Source organism: Burkholderia latens (assembly GCF_902499045.1).
Lineage (GTDB): Bacteria > Pseudomonadota > Gammaproteobacteria > Burkholderiales > Burkholderiaceae > Burkholderia > Burkholderia latens.
On sequence record NZ_CABVPL010000006.1, the window covers coordinates 25,490 to 44,547 of the forward strand.

Genomic DNA, 19,058 nt, shown 5'->3' on the forward strand with positions numbered 1-19,058 from the left:
AGGCGGCGGCCAATCGATTCTAGGAAATGCAAACTTAAGGCGACGTGAAGATAGTCCCGGATTGCGCCGGGCGCGGAATGTCTGATTGGCGGTCGCGGTGTCGCCGGGATCGCGCGGATCGCGTCCTGCGATGAACGTGCGTTGCAGCGGCGCGCGACGCGTCTCTCCGTCATTCATCGGGCGACAGCGCCACATCGCGCCGTCGAAGCCGGGCCGGCCGAACCGATCGCCGATCGCCGGTCGCAAGCGCAACTCGCCGATCGCCCGGCGCGGCCGCGACCCCGTCGCCCGGCTACGTCAACGCAGGTTGGTCCGCCCGAGTTCGACGATTTCATCGCCGCGCCCGCTCAGGATCGCGCGCAGCATGAACAGGCTGAAACCCTTCGCATGCGCGAGCTCGATCTTCGGCGGCATCGCGAGTTCGTACTTCGACGTGACGACGTCGACCACTGCCGGCCCGTCGTGCGCGAACGCGGTGCGCAGCGCATGCTCGACGTTCTCCGAATGCTCGACGCGCACGCTGAAGATCCCCGCGCCCTTCGCGATCGCCGCGAAGTCGGTCGGGCTCAGGTCGACGTTCGTGTCGAGGTAGCCCGCCGCCTTCAGCTCCATCGACACGAAGCCGAGCAGGCTATTGTTGTAGACGACGATCTTGATCGGCAGCTTCAGCTGGCGTGCGGTCAGCAGATCGCCGAGCAGCATCGACAGCCCGCCGTCGCCCGACAGCGATACGACCTGCCGCCCCGGATGCGCGCCCTGCGCGCCGAGCGCCTGCGGCATCGCGTTCGCCATCGAACCGTGATTGAACGAGCCATGCAGCTGGCGCTTGCCGTTCATCGTCAGGTAGCGCGCGGCCCATAGCGTCGGCGTGCCGACGTCGGCCGTGAAGATCGCATCCTCCGCCGCGACTTCGTCGACGATCTTCGTCAGGTATTGCGGATGGATCGCGCGGCCCGGCGGCTCGGCCACCGCGAGATCGTCGAGGCCCTTGCGCGCGGCCGCGTAGTGCTTCAGCGCGTTCTCGAGGAAGCGCCGCTGCGTCTTGCGCGTGAGGCGCGGCAGCAGCGCCGCGATCGTGTCCTTGACCGTGCCGACGAGCCCCAGCGCAAGCGGCGCGCGATGTCCGAGCTGCGAGCCCTTCCAGTCGATCTGCGCGATCTTCGCGTCTGCCGGATAGAACGGCCGGTACGGGAAATCCGTGCCGAGCATCAGCAGCGTGTCGCACGATTCCATCGCGTGATAGCCGGAGCTGAAGCCGATCAGCCCGGTCATCCCGACGTCGAACGGGTTGTCCCATTCGACGAACTGCTTGCCGCGCAGCGCGTGCACGACCGGCGCGCCGAGCGTATCGGCCAGCGCGACCACTTCGTCGTGCGCGCCCTGCGTGCCGCTGCCGCACAGCAGCGTGACCGCGTCGGACCCGTTGAGCAGCGCCGCGAGCCGGTCGAGATCGGCGTCCGCCGGCACGATCGACGGCGGCGCCGATTCGCTCCACGCGGGTGCTTCTTCCGGGCCGTCGCCGAGCGCGATGTCGCCCGGCAGCACGATCACCGCGACACCGCGCTCGTCGATCGCAGTGCGCATCGCGCGCGCGAGCACGCGCGGGAACTGCGATGCGTTGGTCACGAGTTCCGCGAAATGGCTGCACTCGCGGAAGAGCTCCTGCGGATGGGTTTCCTGGAAGTAGCCGAGGCCGATCTCGGTCGATGGAATGTGCGCGGCGATCGCGAGCACCGGCTGGTGATTGCGGTGACAATCGTACAGCCCGTTGATCAGGTGAAGATTGCCGGGGCCGCAGCTGCCCGCGCACACCGCGAGCCGCCCGGTCGATGCGGCATCCGCGCCGGCCGCGAATGCGGCGCTTTCCTCGTGCCGCGTATGCATCCAGCGGATCGAGCCGATCTGGCTCAGGCTGAACGACAGCCCGTTCAGGCTGTCGCCCGTCACGCCCCAGATGCGGTCGACGCCCGCTGCCGCCAGCGTCTTCGCCAGATATTCCGCCATCGTCTGTCTTGCCATGATGCCCTCGCTCGTCGATTGGTCGTCACACGATTGATCCGGCTCCGGCGCCTGCTGCCTTCGCCGATGACGGGACGAGCATACGCGATCGTGCCGAACGGTGTCGTGACGGTGCATGCGGTATGCGCGCAGGCGCCGCGGGGCGGATCGCCGGGCGTTGTGCCGACCGGCAGGACGGCGCGACCGTGCGCGTCCGCGCAGCCGGGAGCCCTTTGCGCAAGTTCGGACGCGCGTCGCCGCTGCGCACGCAATTCCCGCCCACAGGCCAACGCGGGTTCGGCCGGGCGCCATCCGTCCGGCCCCCCGCGAGCGTCCGCCCGGCCGCCGCCACCGCGCTGCGCTACACCGGCAGCGCGTGCGTCGACAGGATCTCCTTGAGCACCATGAACGAGCGCACTTGCCGCACGCCGGGCAGGTACAGCAGTTGTTCCGCGTGCAGCCGGTTGAAGCTGTCGTTGTCGCGCGTACGCACCAGCATGAAATAGTCGAATTCACCGGTGACGACGTGACATTCGACGCACCCCGACACCTTCTGCGCGGCCTTCTCGAACGCGGCGAACGTTTCCGGCGTCGAGCGATCGAGCACGAAGCCGATCACGACCAGCATCCCGGCGCCGAGCGGCTTAGGGTCCAGCAGCGCGACGATGTTGCGAATCAGCCCCATTTCCTTCAACCGCTCGACGCGCCGCAGGCACGCCGGCGCGCTCAGCTTCACTTTCGCCGCAAGGCTCACGTTCGAGATCGACGCGTCCTGCTGCAGCTGCCGCAGGATCGCGCGATCGATGCGATCGAGCGCCGGTGCGGCATCGGCCGGCGATGCGTTGCCACGACCTAATTTCATTGCACGAATCTCCCGTTCTACGAATCGAAATTATCCGATTCCCGGTTTTATCGCCGATAACGTAGGTTGATGCAATTCATTTCGCAAGCTCATTTCCCGCGCTTCTGCCTATCATTTTTCTGATCGGCGCACGGCCTGCCGGTCGCGCCCGAACGATCCGATTCCCGTTTGTATTCCTTCCGGAGCCCTGCCGATGAACCTCCAACGCTTCCCTCGTTATCCACTGACGTTCGGCCCGACGCCCATCCTGCCGCTGAAACGCCTCAGTGCGCATCTCGGCGGCAAGGTCGAGCTGTATGCGAAGCGCGAGGACTGCAATAGCGGTCTCGCGTTCGGCGGCAACAAGACACGCAAGCTCGAATACCTGATACCGGATGCCCTGGAGAAAGGCGCCGATACGCTCGTGTCGATCGGCGGCGTGCAGTCGAACCAGACGCGCCAGGTCGCTGCCGTCGCCGCGCATCTCGGGATGAAGTGCGTGCTCGTGCAGGAGCACTGGGTCAACTACGAGGATCCCGTGTACGACCGCGTCGGCAACATTCAGCTGTCGCGGATGATGGGCGCCGACGTGCGGCTCGTTTCCGACGGTTTCGACATCGGCATTCGCCGCAGCTGGGAAGACGCGATGGAGAGCGTGCGCCAGGCGGGCGGCAAGCCGTATCCGATTCCGGCCGGCTGTTCCGAGCATCCGCTCGGCGGGCTCGGCTTCGTCGGCTTCGCGGAGGAGGTGCGCGAGCAGGAAGCGCAACTCGGCTTCAAGTTCGATTACGTCGTGGTCTGCTCGGTGACGGGCAGCACGCAGGCGGGGATGGTCGTCGGTTTCGCGGCCGACGGACGCGCGGATCGCGTGATCGGCGTCGACGCATCGGCCAAGCCGGAACAGACGCGCGAACAGATCACGCGCATCGCCCGCCATACGGCCGAGCTGGTCGGGCTTGGCCGCGACATCGTCGATCAGGACATCGTGCTCGACACGCGTTACGGCGGGCCCGAATACGGTTTGCCGAGCGATGGCACGCTGGAAGCGATCCGGCTGTGCGCGCGGCTGGAAGGCGTGCTCACCGACCCCGTCTACGAAGGGAAATCGATGCACGCGATGATCGACAAGGTGCGGCTCGGAGAATTCGAGCCGGGTTCGAAGGTGCTGTATGCGCACCTGGGCGGGGTGCCGGCGTTGAGCGCCTACAACGCCATCTTCCGCGAGGGTTGAGGGCGCGCGATGCGGCGCGGCGCGCGTCACGGCCCGCACCGCATCGCGCAGCGGTTCGCGCTCGCGCACCCATTGCGGCCGGCTGCGTCCAAGGTGCCGAAGCCGCAGTCGTCCCTTGCAAATCCGAGTGCGGTTGTTTCACTCGTCATCGGCCATCCCGATTTACATCTCGCTCCATCTCCAAGCGTTGCCCGGCGCGGCGCATCGCGATCGGAGTCGTCCGATACGGGGCAGTCGTATATGTATTGAAGCGGTCATACATCGTGCGATTGGCTCATGCGGCCACCCACTTCCACAAAATCAGACAAAACGCATCAACCACACCAATGCGCTAGTACTTATTCAATACCCATGCGCGCAAGCGTTTCGTAATATCCCCGGCATTCAACGTGTCGGCTCGCAAGCAACGAGCCGCCTTCGCAACAATGAATCCGAGGTGGGATATTCGCGCCATCCGTTGCATCAACGTGCCGGCAACTCTGGAAGCAACCGCGTCGAATGCCGGCGCTTCCGGGGACGCGCCATCGAGCACGCAGGCAGGCCGTGCGCCAGCATCCTTTCGCGTCGGCGGCATCGCCATCGCCCTGTTGATTCCCGGCCTCTCGCAAGCACAAGTGCCCAGCGCCGGCCAGACGATGCGCGATATAGAAACTACGCGGCCCACCGTGTCGGTACCCCAATCTCCCGACATCGATCTGCCCCGATCGGAACCCACCGCCCCGGCATCCGACGACACCGGCCCGCGGGTGGCCGTCCACGCGTTCGACTTGGAAGGCAACGCAGCCTTTTCCGCTGCCCAACTGAATGCGGTACTCGCCGACCTGATCGGCCATGACCTCAGCTTCGGCGAACTCCAGCAGGCAGCCGGCCGCATCACCGCCTATTACCGCGCGCACGGCTACGTGCTCGCCCGCGCTTACCTGCCGCATCAGGACATCGAAAACGGCGTCGTCCGCATCGCGGTCGTCGAAGGCCGGTACGGGAACATCGAACTGCACAACGGCACGCGCGTGCTCGAGCGCGCATTGCGCCAGCCGCTCGCGGCGTTGCAGCCCGGCGGCACCGTGCGCGGGCCGGACCTCGAGCGCAGCCTCACCCTGCTCGACGAAATGCCCGGCGTCGATGCCAAGGGTACGCTGAGGCCGGGCGCCGAACCGGGCACGACGGATCTCGTGATCGACGCCGAGCGCGGCCCGCTCGCGAACGGCTCGATCGAGCTCGACAACTTCGGCGATCCGCTCACGGGCCGCTACCGCGCCACCGGCAGCGTCGACGTCAATGCGCCGCTGCGGCTCGGCGACCAGTTCTCGCTGCGCGGCCTGACGAGCAATACGCACCAGCGCTATTACCGCACCGCGTATCAGGTGCCGGTCGGCCCGGCGTCAACGCGCATCGGCGTCGCCTATTCGGACATGAACTACCGGATAGGCGGCAGCCTCGAGGCGCTCGGCTATCGCGGCAGTGCGAGCGTGCGTAGCGCGTTCGTCACGCAGCCGCTGGTGCGCAGCCGCCGCGCGAGCGTGAATGTGCAGGTCACGTACGAGAACAAGCAGCTTCGCGACACGTACGGCGCCTACGGCATCGTCAGCGACAAGCACGTCGATCTGTGGTCGTTCGGCATCAGCGGCAACAGCCAGGACGGCTGGCTCGGCGGCGGCCGCAACGGCTTTTCGGCGATGCTCGGCACCGGCCGCCTGCGCGGCAACGATCCGCTCCAGATGAACGACTACGCGAAAACGCACGGCCGTTTCACGAAGCTCAGCGTCAACGCACTGCGGCTGCAGGCGCTCGGCGCCCGGTTCCAGCTGTTCACGCAATTCGGCGCGCAATTGTCGTCGCGCAATCTCGATTCGTCCGAGAAATTCAGTCTCGGCGGCCCATATGGCGTGCGCGCGTATGCGCTCGGCGCAGGCAGCGGCGACCAGGGCTGGCAGACCAGCGCGGAACTGCGCTATCTCGCGGCGCCCGGATGGCAGGTCAGCACCTTCGTCGATACCGGCCGCGTGCAGTTCAGCAAGCAACGGTGGAGCAACGAACGCAACACCGTGCAGTTGTCGTCGATCGGCCTCGGCGTCAGCTGGTTCGGCTCGCGCCGGCAGGTGAACGTGACGGCCGCGCTGCCGCTCGGCAACGCCGACAAGGTCGCAACGGTCACGCGTTCGCCGAGCGTCTGGTTACAGGCCGCCCAGTATTTCTGAGCGGTCAGGGACGACCTGGCCGGGCCCGGCTTCCGGCGAGCCCGGCCGGTCTTCACGCGGAGGGCGACGCCATCCGCGACGCATCGGGCGGCCTCCAGGCCGCTCGCCTCGCGATTTGATTAGGTTTACAGATCAAATCGCATCACCGGTACTCACTACAAGGACAAAATAACGATGAACAAGACCTACGCACTGGTCTGGAACCAGGCCCAGGGCTGCTGGAGCGCGGTCGGGGAAACCGCGCGCCGGCATGGCAAGTCGAGCGGCGGCAAGCGCCTCGCCGCCACCGCCGTCTCCCTGCTCGGCCTCGCTGCCCTGCCCGCGTTCGCACTGCCCACCGGCGAAGCCATCACCGCCGGCAAGGCCGACATCCTCCGCGATGCCGACGGCAAGTCGATGTCCATCAATCAGCATTCCGACAAGCTCGTCACCAACTGGCAGTCGTTCGATGTCGCCGGCGGCGAGCGTGTCTCCTTTCACCAGCCCGGCAGTCAGTCCATCGCGCTGAACCGCGTGATCGGCAACAACGGCAGCCAGATCCACGGCAGCATCGACGCCAACGGCAAGGTGTTCCTCGTCAACCCGAACGGCGTGCTGTTCGGCTCCGGCGCGCAGGTCAACGTCGGCGGTCTCGTCGCGTCGACTCAAGCCATTTCCGACGCCGACTTCCTCGCCGGCAACTACCGCTTCGCCGGTAACGCCGCCGCGTCGATCGTCAACGACGGCAAGATTACCGCGGCCGACGGCGGCAGCGTCGCGCTGCTCGGCGCGCGTGTGTCGAACAACGGCGTGATCCAGGCGAAGATGGGCCGCGTCGCGCTCGGCGCGGGCAATGCGTTCAAGGTCAATTTCGACGGCAGCGACCTGCTCAGCCTGCAGGTCGAGGGCGGCGCGGTCGATGCGCAGGCCATCAACGGCGGGCTGCTCAAGGCCGACGGCGGCGAAGTGCTGATGACCGCACGCGCGGCCGGCAACCTGCTCAACGCCGTGGTCAACAACACCGGCACGATCGAAGCGAAGGGCTTCGCCAGCCGCGGCGGCAAGATCACGCTCGACGGCGACACCGTCAACGTCGGCGGCAAGCTCGATGCCAGCGCAGCGGTAGCCGGTGCGCAGGCCGGCTCGATCGTCACGCGCGGCCAGCGCGTGAACGTCGCTGCCGATACGAACGTCGACACGCGTGCGGGCAATGCGGCTGGCACGTGGTCGATCGAAGCGGCCAACGCGGGCGTGAATGGCACGAACGGCGGTGACCGCTCGATCGCGGCGGACACGCTGTCGCGCAATCTCGGCACCACCAACGTCGCACTGAGCAATACGCAAGGCGACCTGAGCGTCGACGGCGCGCTCGCGTGGACCAGCGACAACGCACTGACGCTGACCGCGCGGAAGGGCAGCGTCGATCTTCGACAGGCATTGTCGGCAACGGGCACGAACGCTCGCGTGGCGGCCAACGCAGCCGACAAGATCCGCATCAACGACGCGGTCAAACTGACCGGCCAGAACGCACACCTCGAACTGAACGCGAAGAACGGCCGCGACCTAACCAACGACAGGGCCGTCGTCACGCTGTCCGGCAACAACGCGTCGTTCAGCGCGAACGGCGAAGGCTACACGGTCCTGCACACCGTCGACGATCTGCGTCGCATCGACAACGACCTGACGGGCCGCTACGTGGTCGGCAATGCGATCGACGGCCGCGGCGCCAGCTTCCGCAGCATCGGCATCGACAAGTCGTTCGTCGGCAAGTTCGACGGCCTTGGCAACACCGTCAGCCGCCTGAACGTGTCGAACCCCGGCTACAACGTCGTCGGCCTGTTCGCGGTGAACCACGGCTCCATCTCCAACCTCGCGCTGTCGAACATCACGGCGACCGCTGCAACCCGACCGTACGGCTCACCGGTTTCGGTCGGCGCGCTGGCCGGCTACAACTTCGGCACGATCTCCAACGTGGCGGCCAAGGATGTCGCGGTCACCGGCAAGGCCGGCACGATCGTCGGCGGCCTCGTCGGCAGCAACTACGGCGGCACGATCGAACACGCGTCGGTATCCGGTCGCGTCGAAGGCGAGCGCGACGCATTCGCCGTCGGCGGCCTCGTCGGGGAGAACTTCTCCAGAAAGGACTGGGTGAACGGTCAGTTGACCGACTGGATCGCCGCGACGATCCGCGACAGTCACACCGACGTGAATGTGAAGGTCGCAGGCGCGGGTACCACCGGCGGGCTGGTCGGCCACAACACGGGCACGATCGACGGCTCGTCGAGCAAGGGCACCGTGACGGCAACGGGCAATTCGGCAATGATTGGCGGCCTCGTCGGGCTGAACGATGACGGAGGCATGATCAGAAACGCGTCATCGTCCGCAACGGCAACCGTTGCGGCTGGCCAGAACGCCGTTGCCGGCGGCATCGCCGGCATGAACTTCGGCGCCATCTCGGCATCGCACGCCAGCGGCAAGATCGCGGTCGGTACCGACAGCACGGCGGGCGGCCTCGCCGGCATCAACTTCGGCGACATCGGCGCATCCACGGCCAACGGCGACGTGGCGGTCAACGGCAGCGGCACCGCTGGCGGTCTCGTCGGTGCAAACCACGGCCACATCAACGCGTCGAAAGCCACCGGCAACGTGACGGCAGGCAACGGAAGCTGGGCAGTCGGCGGGCTCGCCGGTACCAACTCGGGCGATATCGACGCGTCAACCGCCAGCGGCAATGTCGCCGTCGGCAACGGCGGCACGGCGGGTGGTCTGGTCGGCCGCAACGATCAAGCGGGGCGTATCCATGCGTCGAACGCGCTTGGTCAGGTGAAGGGGGGACTCCAATCGACGGTCGGCGGCTTCGCCGGTCAGAACGACGGGATCATCGAAGTCTCGAAGGCAAGCGGCACGGTTCTGGGCGGCCCAAGCAGCAACGCGGGCGGCTTCGTCGGCGCCAACGGCGCCGGCCGCATCAGCGCGTCCGATGCAACCGGCGACGTGATCGCGAGCGACAACGGCAACGCCGGCGGCTTCGCGGGCTTCAACTCCGGCGCCATCGACACGTCGAGCGCGACCGGCAACGTCACCGGCCGTTACGCGAGCGTCGTGGGCGGCTTCGCCGGTCTGAACCTCGGCATGCTGAAGTCGGTGAAAGCAAGCGGCAACGCGTCCGCCGGTTATTCCGCCGTCGTTGGTGGCCTGGTCGGCCGGAATTTTCAGGGAACCATCTCCGACGCTCGCGCCAGCGGGTCGGTCAAGGCGCTCGACAACGCGAGCGCCGGCGGTCTGATCGGCCATAGCCAAGGCGGTAGCGTGTCTCAGTCGACGGCTTCGGGCAACGTCGAGGCGGGTGCGAATGCCAAGGTCGGCGGGCTGGCCGGCCAGCTCGCCGGCACGATCGAGAAGTCGAGCGCGGCGGGCTCCGTCAAGGGCGGCGACGACAGCTTCGTCGGCGGTCTCGTCGGCCACGGTGGCGGCGTCATCCGGAATTCCTCGTCGAGCGGCACGGTTTCCGGCGGGCGATATGCGTTCCTGGGCGGCCTCGTCGGCGCCAATTTCGGCTCCATCTATGGCTCGTCGACCACCAGTCGCGTCGAAACCGTGGCCGGCTATGGGCAGACCTCCGGTTCGCTCGTCGGTCTCAATATCGGTGCCGTACGCCCGTGAGCGCGATTCGATGCGTTCGCCGGCGCCAAACGTCGTGACGGTTAGCCGGGTTCGCATCGCGGGCGCCTGACCACGTCCGGCCGGCGGCCGACTCGCCGCCGGTTCCGCGTCACCGGCCGATCGACGGTTCGGTCGGCCGGTCCCTAGAACCTTCATTAAGGATCGCATAACGATGAACAAGACCTACGCACTCGTGTGGAACCAGGCCCAGGGCTGCTGGAGCGCGGTCGGGGAAACCGCGCGCCGGCACGGCAAGTCGAGCGGCGGCAAGCGCCTCGCCGCCGCCGCCGTCTCCCTGCTCGGCCTCGCCGCGCTGCCCGCCTTCGCGCTGCCCACCGGCGAAGCCATCACCGCCGGCAAGGCCGATATCCTGCGCAACGCCGACGGCAAGTCGATGTCGATCAACCAGCACTCTGACAAGCTCGTCACCAACTGGCAGGACTTCAGCGTCGCCGGCGGCGAACGCGTGTCCTTCCACCAGCCCGGCAGCCAGTCCATCGCGCTGAACCGCGTGATCGGCAACAACGGCAGCCAGATTCACGGCAGCATCGACGCCAACGGCAAGGTGTTCCTCGTCAACCCGAACGGCGTGCTGTTCGGCTCCGGCGCCCAGGTCAACGTCGGCGGTCTCGTCGCGTCGACTCTGAACCTCTCCGACGCCGACTTCCTCGCCGGCAACTACCGCTTCGCCGGCACCTCCGCCGCATCGATCGTCAACGACGGCAAGATTACCGCGGCCGACGGCGGCAGCGTCGCGCTGCTCGGCGCGCGCGTGTCGAACAACGGCGTGATCCAGGCGAAGATGGGTCGCGTCGCGCTCGGCGCGGGCAATGCGTTCAAGGTCAACTTCGACGGCAGCGACCTGCTCAGCCTGCAGGTCGAGGGCGGCGCGGTCGATGCGCAGGCCATCAACGGCGGGCTGCTCAAGGCCGACGGCGGCGAAGTGCTGATGACCGCACGCGCGGCGGGCAACCTGCTCAACGCCGTGGTCAACAACTCCGGCACGATCGAAGCGAAGGGCCTCGCCAGCCGCGGCGGCAAGATCACGCTCGACGGCGACACCGTCAACGTCGGCGGCAAGCTCGATGCCAGCGCAGCGGTAGCCGGTGCGCAGGCCGGCTCGATCGTCACCCGCGGCCAGCGCGTGAACGTCGCCGCCGATACGAACGTCGACACGCGTGCGGGTAACGCAGCCGGCACGTGGTCGATCGAAGCGGCCAACGCGGGTGTGAATGGGACGAACGGCGGCGATCGCTCGATCGCGGCGGATACGCTGTCGCGCAATCTCGGCACCACCAACGTCGCGCTGACCAATACGCAAGGCGACCTGAGCGTCGACGGCGCGCTCGCGTGGGACAGCGACAACGCACTGACGCTGACCGCGCAGAAGGGCAGCGTCGATCTGCGACAGGCGCTGTCGGCAACGGGCACGAACGCCAGCGTGGCGGCCAACGCAGCCGACAAGATCCGCATCAACGACGCGGTCAAACTGACCGGCCAGAACGCACACCTCGAACTGAACGCGAAGAACGGCCGCGACCTAACCAACGACAGGGCCGTCGTCACGCTGTCCGGCAACAACGCGTCGTTCCGCTCGAACGGCGAAGGCTACAAGGTGCTGCACACCATCGACGATCTGCGTCGCGTCGACAACGACCTGAAGGGCCGCTACGTGGTCGGCAATGCGATCGACGGCCGCGGCGCCAACTTCCGCAGCATCGGCGCCGGCGGAACGTTCACCGGCGAATTCGACGGCCTCGGCAACACCGTCAGCCGCCTGAACGTCTCCAATCCGGGCCAATACGCAGTCGGCCTGTTCGCGAGGAACAGCGGTCGCATCGCGAACCTGACGCTCGACTCCGTTGCCGTCACGGGTGACAACTCCAACGGCAACGCGACCATCGGCGGTCTCGTCGGCGACAACTTCGGCGGCCGCCTGTCCAACGTCTCTGCGACGAACGCATCGGTCTCGTACACGGGCAACACGGGATGGACGATGATCGGAGGTCTCGTCGGCCGGAATGTCGCTGGCCAGATCGACCGCGCGCGGTTCGCCGGCAAGATCGCGGGCAGCGCCTATACGTTCGCGGTGGGCGGGCTGGTCGGCTACAACATGTCCGGTTCGATCGCGGACAGCCACGCTACCGCCGACGTCATGGTCGCAGGGTCGAGCTATCCGGATTTGTATGCGAACGTGCAGAGCGTGGGCGGCCTCGTCGGCGCGAATACGGGCACGCTCTCCGACGTTTCGGCCAACGGCCGTGTCACGGCAGGCAACCACTCGAACGTCGGCGGCGTCGTGGGCAACAACGACGGCGGCACGATCCGCCACGCGGTGGCATCTGTCGACGTAACCGCGGGTAAAAGCAGCCACGTCGGCGGCTTTGTCGGCTGGAACCATAATGGCGCGTCGATCGAGCACGCCAGTGCATCCGGCAAGGTGAACGCAAGCGGCGCGGCATCGATCGGCGGCTTCGCCGGCAACACCGACGGCAAGCTGAACGACGTCGCGTCGGACAGCATCGTGACCGATACGACGAGCAACCAGATCGGCGGGCTCGCGGGCGTCAACGGCGGCTTCATCGGCAACGCAAGCGCAACCGGTACGGTGAATGCCGGTAGCAAGAGCCTGGCGGGCGGCCTCGTCGGCGTGAACACCGGCACGGTCGATACCGCGAAGGCAAGCGTCAACGTGCTCGCCGGCGCCAACAGTCTGGCCGGCGGCCTGGTCGGCACGAATCGCGGCGGCAACGCCATCGTGCGTCACGCGTCGGCAACAGGTAACGTCACCGCCCAGCGTTCGCAGGTGGGTGGCCTCGTCGGCCTCAACGACGCGGGTGCGCTGATCGCCGATTCGACGTCGGCCGGCACGATCGGCGGCGACGGCTCGGACCTCGGCGGCCTCGTCGCGCAGAACTCGGGCACGATCCGTTCGTCGCGCTCGGGGGCAAAGCTGATGCTGCCACAGTGGCAAGGTGCCGCGGTCCAGGGCGGCCTGGTCGCACTCAACTTCGGTAACGTCGAATCGAGCTCGACCTTCGGCCCCGCGCGCGATGTCAACACGATCGGCTTGAGCCTCGGGAAGGTCGACGGCAAGTTCGTCTACGGCCCCGTGAGGTAACGTCGGCGCAGCCGGCCGGCGCCCCGCCGGCCGGCTTCGAACCACCGCGCGGCCGTAGCCCGTCAGGTTCGCTCGCGCGATCCATCCGCTGCGCGGCCGCACACGCGTTCGAGCGCGGCTTCGATCGATGCGCGCATCGCCCGCCAGCCGGCCGCCAACGCATCGATATCGCCGTCGGCCCGGGTCCGCTCGGCCTGTGCGCACGTGTCCCGCCCCGCCTCCTCTCCCGCGAGCGCAAAGCCCCCTCGCATCGAATGAAGCTCGACCTTGATCCGGTCGAGATCGCCATTCGCCAATGCGACTTCAAGTGCCGTCGGCGATTCGAGCGTCGCCACCCGCAGCGTGAATGTATATCGAACCAGCTGGCGGCTGCGCCGCGCCGCCCGGCGCAGCGCGCCGAACAACGGCATGATCCACGCGAAGACAGGCCGCGTCGCGTTCGACGCAGGCACTGCATCCAAGATCGACTTCGATGGCGGCGAATGCCGCTGACAAGAACCGCTCGAACGACGCAGTGAGACCGACCGGCGGCAACACGCCTCGAACTGCACGTGAAAAAGCGGCCACCCGCGCGCGTCGCACAACGCCACCGTCACGCTGTCCGGCGACAGCGTTCCTCCGCTCGAACCGGGAAGACCACAAGGTATGCCTACCGCTGCTAGTTCGTGGCGACCCGGCAAGCGGGATGCCACGCAACTTCCACGACGTGACCTCGCACGGACTGCGAAACGCCTGGATAGACATTGAAGTCGTCGACGGGATGACCGTCCACTTTTGCCCCCGTCACCCGATAACGCACGTTTCCGGTAGCCGTCAACCGCACGCCGGAAGCCTCGCACGCAACAGCAAGCGCTTCCCGGACCTCGGACGGCAGTTGCCGGACCAGGCCGCGGAACCCCATGCTCACGACGACGTTGGCGGACATTTTCCGCTGCTCGGTGCCCAGCAATTTGATTACCGGCGTCACGTCGAGCCGGTACACGGTTTCAGTCACAGCAACTTTCCGATCCGCGTCGACCTCGGTTAGAGCGACTGAGACTACCGATAATCGATCAGGATTTGAGCCGCGCCGCGCACCGAGCCGGCGTCGACGTTTGCGCCGGTCTGCACGTACTGCGCAACCAGCGGCACGGAATACGAGCCGCCGGTTGCCGTCGTGTAGGCGGTCAGCGTATTCGACGTATTGAACCGCACCGGAACATTGGCGCGATCGACCAGCTGGATGCCGACGCCGCTGCCGGTCGATCCTTGGCCCAGCGGCAGCGTTCCGCTGACTGCCTGAACCGGCGCGCCTATCGGCTCGATCGAATATCCGACGCGTGCGAATCCCGCCGGGCAGTTGTTGAATTTGAGCTCGAACGGCATCGAGCCGGCAAAGCCCGCCGTCGTCCCGATGCCGCCGAACCGCGCCGATGAAATGCCCGGGAGCACGATGGTCTGGTCCGGAATCTGGCAGGTCCCGGTCACGAGCCGGACGGCTCCGGACAGCACGATGGCGAGCTTCGTGTACGTGGACGCGCAATAGCCGCCGATGGTCTGTCGGTCACAAAGATAGAAATAGGCTGGGTTGCTACCGCCTTGACCGCCCGCGAGGCTACCCGGTGCCAAGGGTCGGCTATCTCGGATCAATTGCACTTCGAGTGGCTGCTTGATGGTCACCTTTTGGCCGGTGCCGTCCATTCGAACTTGTGGCACGCCATTGATCAGCAACCGGGCGGATATTCCGGACACATTCGTCATGACATCCGGACCTGGAGCCAGGCTCGACCCACCCAAGCTCCATAGCGACACAGCATTGAGCGTGCAGGTCGCCGAGCCGCACATCTGTTGCATCGATATATAGTCCCGCGACACAATCGCTCCGACAGGGAGCGCCCCCGGCATCATGATAGTCGAGCCAAAACCGGTCACTGTGCGGTCGATCGCATGGCTGGACGGCGCCCACAATGCATAAAGCGCGATCATCGCGGGCACGGCGATTCCTCTCACCTTCTGCGATCCTACAAAACACTTTCGAAGCATTGTAGAAGCCAGACCCATACGACGTTCTTCGCGGCTTTGGAGCAGCATCTCGGGTATTCCACGCGTCCTGATGTTTGCGCCGCCGCTCGTCTGCGAGCTGCCCGATCCTGCGTTGTGGTTGACGTTCACGCCATACGACACGTTGCTGTCTTCACCATTTGGTACTGACCGGCAACGGTGCCGCGCCGGCAGCCTTGGCCGGCGCATCTCGACGGGATGCCGAAGTCGCGTGTCTACTGGTAGCTCAAAGTAAATGTCGCGCGTGCATTCGCGCTACCCGCCCCGACTTTGGATCCGGTTTGCACATAGCACGCACTCAACGGGATCTTCAGTTCCGCCTGTCCCTGCGCGACCGTGCCTGCGTACCACTGGTTGATGTTGCCAACCGCTGTAGAGTCCGGGCCGTAGCCGAGCACCTGATCGCCCTTGAGAACCTGTATGCCGATCCCGGAAGCTGTCGAGTCTTTCGTCAATGACAAGGTCGTCGAAGTGTTGCCCACCAGGGTTGCATCGGTCAGGGTCACAAACGCCTTGGTCGCCGTCCCTTTGTCGCCCCCAGAACAGGCCAGTGAGATGTCAAACTGGCGTTTGAACGTTGTAGTACCTACGCCTGTGAACATTGCGGTGGTCACGCTTCCTAACGGGACAGTCACGTCAGGAGTTACCACCTTGCAGGTCGGTACTCTCGGTTGGATGACAACAGGCGAAGCGAAACGATACTCTACCAGAAGTGGCCCCGTGTCATCATTTGGGCGATATTGCGCATACGCCCCGCCAATGACACCAGCTGCCGTAATTTCTCCAGTTTTTATCAATTCGATCGTCAACTTGAATTGCTCATTCCATGATCCCGTCGAATTGGTGAAGACACCCCGGAATGGAACGTAGTTCGTCGACCACTTCATCCGAATGCCAATGTTTGGCATGGAAGTCGGATAAACGTATTTGATGTGGGTGCCAATTCCGTAAGTGCCCGCATAGAACGTCTCATTGCATTTATAAGTTGCCAAGCTTCCCTTCTTATTAGCAAAGACGGGCGAGCCAGTCATCGAGTATATGACCCCACCAATTGGAATCGTGCTCGGATCAAACGAAGGTGGATTGAAACCGGAAAGATTTGCGACGTAGTAACTCAACCCATCGCTAGTATCCTGGCTGCACGTGATTGCCGACGCCGAATTCGATACGCCTGCTAGAACACAGATCGCGACGAGAAACAGTGATTTCATCGATATTTCCTTGTAGAGGTAATGGCAGTGTCGCCGCGGCACTCTGTTGGTGGGCAGCTCCGCAGACGCGCCTTGCCTCTTCGCCTTTTCCGGAGACGGCAAGCGCTACCTGCACGCTCACGCATCGGGTTGCGCACGCCCCTTCGATACCGCCGGAGCGTAATCAGCCACACCACCCGCCACGCACGGCAACTCGAGACTCTGCAACGGCTGATACCCGCTCGCGCGCTTACGCACCGGCAGCGAATACGACAGGCTGCACACCGCCTTGCCGTCGTCCTTCTCCCACTGCACCTTCAGTTCGCCCTTCTCGTCGAGACCGCGCGCGAGCAGCTTGCCGCCCTGACCGATCACGCCGATATCCTTGCCCGCCCTGTCGGTAACGACCGCGCCGAACGGCACCGGCGAACCGTCCGCCTGCCGCGCACGGATCACCGCCGAACGGCCGTACTCGGTCTTGAACACCAGCATCGGCACCGCGCCGGCCAGCGGCGCGACACGCTGGCTCGTCTCCTTCAGTTCGACGTCGGTCGACAACCCCTTCGGGTCGAGCGAGATGTCGTTCATCGCGAACGGCGTCACGTACGGCACGATCGCGTAGCCTCGACTGTCCACCCGCACACCCGATGCGTTGGTGACGCGTGCGCCTTCCGCATGCTTCGCCTCGACGATCGCGAAGGTTTCCGACAGCGGCTGCGACAGCGTGATCCCGCCGCGATGCGCGACCAGTGCGCCGCGCGTACCGACCGAGAACTGCTGATAGTCCGCGCTCGCGCTGACGCTTCCGTTCACTTCCGCGAGCGAGCCGCGGTACATGATGTTTGCGCCGCCGCTCGTCTGCGAGCTGCCCGATCCTGCGTTGTGGTTGACGTTCACGCCATACGACACGTTGCTGTCTTCACCAAGCGAGCCGCTCAAGCTCGTCTGCACTTGCGTCGACCCGCGCGAATCATGGTTGAAGTTGGTCGACAGCGTCGCCGGCCGCGTGCGGCCGAGCGGAATCGACAACCCGGCATAGACGAGCGTGCTCGCCTTGCCCCACGCATCGCGCTGACGCGTCGCCGACACGTTGTACGAGACGTTGCGGAACGAATTGCTGTAGCCGACCGTGAAATCGGTGTCCGAGCCTTTGCGATTCCAGTACGTCGCCGTCGACGCGGTCAGGTTGAGGCTGCCGCCCTTCTCGCCGAGCTGCTGGCTCATCGTCAGCGACGCACGGTTGCGCTGGCGGTAGATCGCGGCCGACGACACGTTGACCTTCGCCTGATCGCGCGCCGCCACTGCATCATTCAGACCGAAAAAGCCGTTCGTCGAATAGCGGTATGCGGCGATCGCGACGTTCGTGCCGGTTGCGGCCACCGTCTTCGCGTAGCTGACGCGAAAGCTCTGCCCCGAGTAGGTACGCTCGTTCGGAATCTTCGTCGTCGCATGCGTGACGTCGACGCCGAACGCGCCCCACGACGTGTTCAGCACGGCGCCGGCCATCGCCGACAGGTAGCCTTGTGCGAACGACACGCCGCCATAGCCGGTCAACGTGTTCGTCAACCCATGCTGCCAGGTCGCCTGCGTGAACACCGGCTTCGTATTCGGCAGGTTGCGCACGGCGCCGGCCGTGAAGCTGTAGCGATGCTGCCCCGGGCGCAGCGACATCGGCACGGCCGCGTACGGCACGGAAAACGAATGCTCGGACCCGTCCGCTTCCGTGATGACCACACGCAGATCGCCGCCGTACCCGGTCGGGTAGAGGTCGTCGATCACGAAGCCGCCGGGGGCGACCGTCGTTTCGTACAGCTTTACGCCGTTCTGCGAGACCGTGACCTTCGCGTTGGTGTTCGCGATGCCGCGCACGACCGGCGCATAGCCGCGCTGCGATTCCGGCAGCATCCGGTCGTCCGAATACACGCGCACGCCGCGGAACGACGTCGAGTCGAACAGATCGCCGGTGGTATACGTGTCGCCGACCACGAGCTGCGACGACCACGACGCCAGATCGCGCTGCACATAGGTTGCCGCGTTCTCGTATTTGCGGCGGCCGTGGTCGTCCCAGTTGAACGAGCCGTTGTGACGAAAGTGCCAGCGCCCATAGTTGAACCCGCCATCGACGCCGACGTAGCCTTGCGTGCTGCCTTTCGCGCCGCTGGCCCGCGAGTTGTATACGTTCGCGTTGTAGCCGAGCATCGCGACGGGCACGCCTTCGGTCCACTGATCCGGGCTCACGTAGCCGCGCGCCTTGCGCAACATCGACACTTGCGGAATGCTCAGGTCGAGCCGAAGGTCGTTGAAATCGAAGCTGACGGACGCCTCGGGAATCACCTGGCCGATACGCAGGCTCGCGCCTTCCTGACCGAGCGCCTCGCGCACGTCCATCGGCAGCCGTGTCAGGTCGACGCCGATCCGGTCAAGCAGCGCCTTGTCGAAATACGGCTGCGCGTCCGGCGTGTTGGGCGCTGACTTGAACTGCACCTCGGCGCGGCCGACCCAGTTGCCGTCCACGTAGATGTCCGGGTTGTACATACCGGCACGGACCACGTTGCCGCGCTGATACCGCGTGACGTCGATCGCACCGCCGCCGTGGTTCAAGAACCCGCCTTCGAACTCGACCTGCGCGAACTCCGTCTGCGCGATCTGCATCGTCCCGGCGTCGGCGATCTGGATCGCCGCCGTGTCGACGGTTTGCGTCGCCCGCGCGGCCTCCTGCCATCCGGCAATGATCGTGAAAAGCAACGCGCAAATGGGCTTCAGCTTGGGCATGCTCTCCGCCAGCCCACCTGTGTTT

The 19,058-nt window shown here is 65.8% G+C and carries 11 protein-coding genes; 4 read left to right on the forward strand and 7 right to left on the reverse strand.

Going from position 1 to position 19,058, the window contains the following annotated elements; translation table 11 throughout:
* Positions 1-297 precede the first annotated feature (297 nt).
* Both poxB and BSE24067_RS06265 read right to left on the reverse strand, forming a co-directional pair.
* Complete coding sequence (gene poxB, locus BSE24067_RS06260) at positions 298-2,019, reverse strand: ubiquinone-dependent pyruvate dehydrogenase (RefSeq protein ID WP_151066438.1); 1,722 nt, start codon at positions 2,017-2,019, stop codon at positions 298-300.
* A gap of 340 nt (positions 2,020-2,359) precedes the next feature.
* On the reverse strand, positions 2,360-2,860 hold the full coding sequence (locus tag BSE24067_RS06265) for an Lrp/AsnC family transcriptional regulator (protein WP_151066439.1): 501 nt from the start codon (positions 2,858-2,860) through the stop codon (positions 2,360-2,362).
* 193 nt (positions 2,861-3,053) lie between these two features.
* On the opposite strand from BSE24067_RS06265, the gene BSE24067_RS06270 reads away from it, so the two are divergent.
* The 4 genes from BSE24067_RS06270 (at position 3,054) to BSE24067_RS06285 (ending at position 13,031) form a co-directional block, all read left to right on the forward strand.
* On the forward strand, positions 3,054-4,070 hold the full coding sequence (locus BSE24067_RS06270) for a 1-aminocyclopropane-1-carboxylate deaminase (RefSeq protein WP_151066440.1): 1,017 nt from the start codon (positions 3,054-3,056) through the stop codon (positions 4,068-4,070).
* A 635-nt stretch (positions 4,071-4,705) separates the two neighbouring features.
* Positions 4,706-6,268, forward strand: a complete 1,563-nt coding sequence (locus BSE24067_RS06275; protein ID WP_151066441.1) for a ShlB/FhaC/HecB family hemolysin secretion/activation protein — start codon at positions 4,706-4,708, stop codon at positions 6,266-6,268.
* Between the two features lie 174 nt (positions 6,269-6,442).
* Positions 6,443-9,910 carry a GLUG motif-containing protein gene (locus tag BSE24067_RS06280; protein ID WP_174904712.1) on the forward strand — a complete coding sequence of 1,156 codons (3,468 nt, stop codon included), beginning with the start codon at positions 6,443-6,445 and terminating at the stop codon, positions 9,908-9,910.
* 172 nt (positions 9,911-10,082) lie between these two features.
* Positions 10,083-13,031, forward strand: coding sequence for a two-partner secretion domain-containing protein (locus BSE24067_RS06285; protein WP_151065383.1), 2,949 nt, complete (start codon positions 10,083-10,085; stop codon positions 13,029-13,031).
* A 62-nt stretch (positions 13,032-13,093) separates the two neighbouring features.
* Here the strand turns inward: BSE24067_RS06285 and BSE24067_RS06290 are convergent, their stop codons facing one another.
* The 5 genes from BSE24067_RS06290 to BSE24067_RS06310 all read right to left on the reverse strand — a co-directional run bounded on the left by BSE24067_RS06290 (position 13,094) and on the right by BSE24067_RS06310 (position 19,033).
* Positions 13,094-13,435 carry an Hpt domain-containing protein gene (locus BSE24067_RS06290; RefSeq protein ID WP_151065384.1) on the reverse strand — a complete coding sequence of 114 codons (342 nt, stop codon included), beginning with the start codon at positions 13,433-13,435 and terminating at the stop codon, positions 13,094-13,096.
* Positions 13,436-13,689: 254 nt separating this feature from the next.
* On the reverse strand, positions 13,690-14,025 hold the full coding sequence (locus BSE24067_RS06295) for a hypothetical protein (protein ID WP_151065385.1): 336 nt from the start codon (positions 14,023-14,025) through the stop codon (positions 13,690-13,692).
* A gap of 44 nt (positions 14,026-14,069) precedes the next feature.
* Entirely contained in the window at positions 14,070-15,101 is a 1,032-nt protein-coding gene (locus BSE24067_RS06300) for a fimbrial protein (protein ID WP_174904713.1), read from the reverse strand.
* A 185-nt stretch (positions 15,102-15,286) separates the two neighbouring features.
* Positions 15,287-16,282: a fimbrial protein gene (locus BSE24067_RS06305; protein ID WP_151065387.1), complete on the reverse strand. Its 996-nt coding sequence runs from the start codon at positions 16,280-16,282 to the stop codon at positions 15,287-15,289.
* A gap of 117 nt (positions 16,283-16,399) precedes the next feature.
* The gene (locus tag BSE24067_RS06310) at positions 16,400-19,033 is read right to left on the reverse strand and encodes a fimbria/pilus outer membrane usher protein (RefSeq protein ID WP_420883494.1); all 2,634 of its coding nucleotides are present in this window, start codon (positions 19,031-19,033) and stop codon (positions 16,400-16,402) included.
* Positions 19,034-19,058 lie beyond the last annotated feature (25 nt).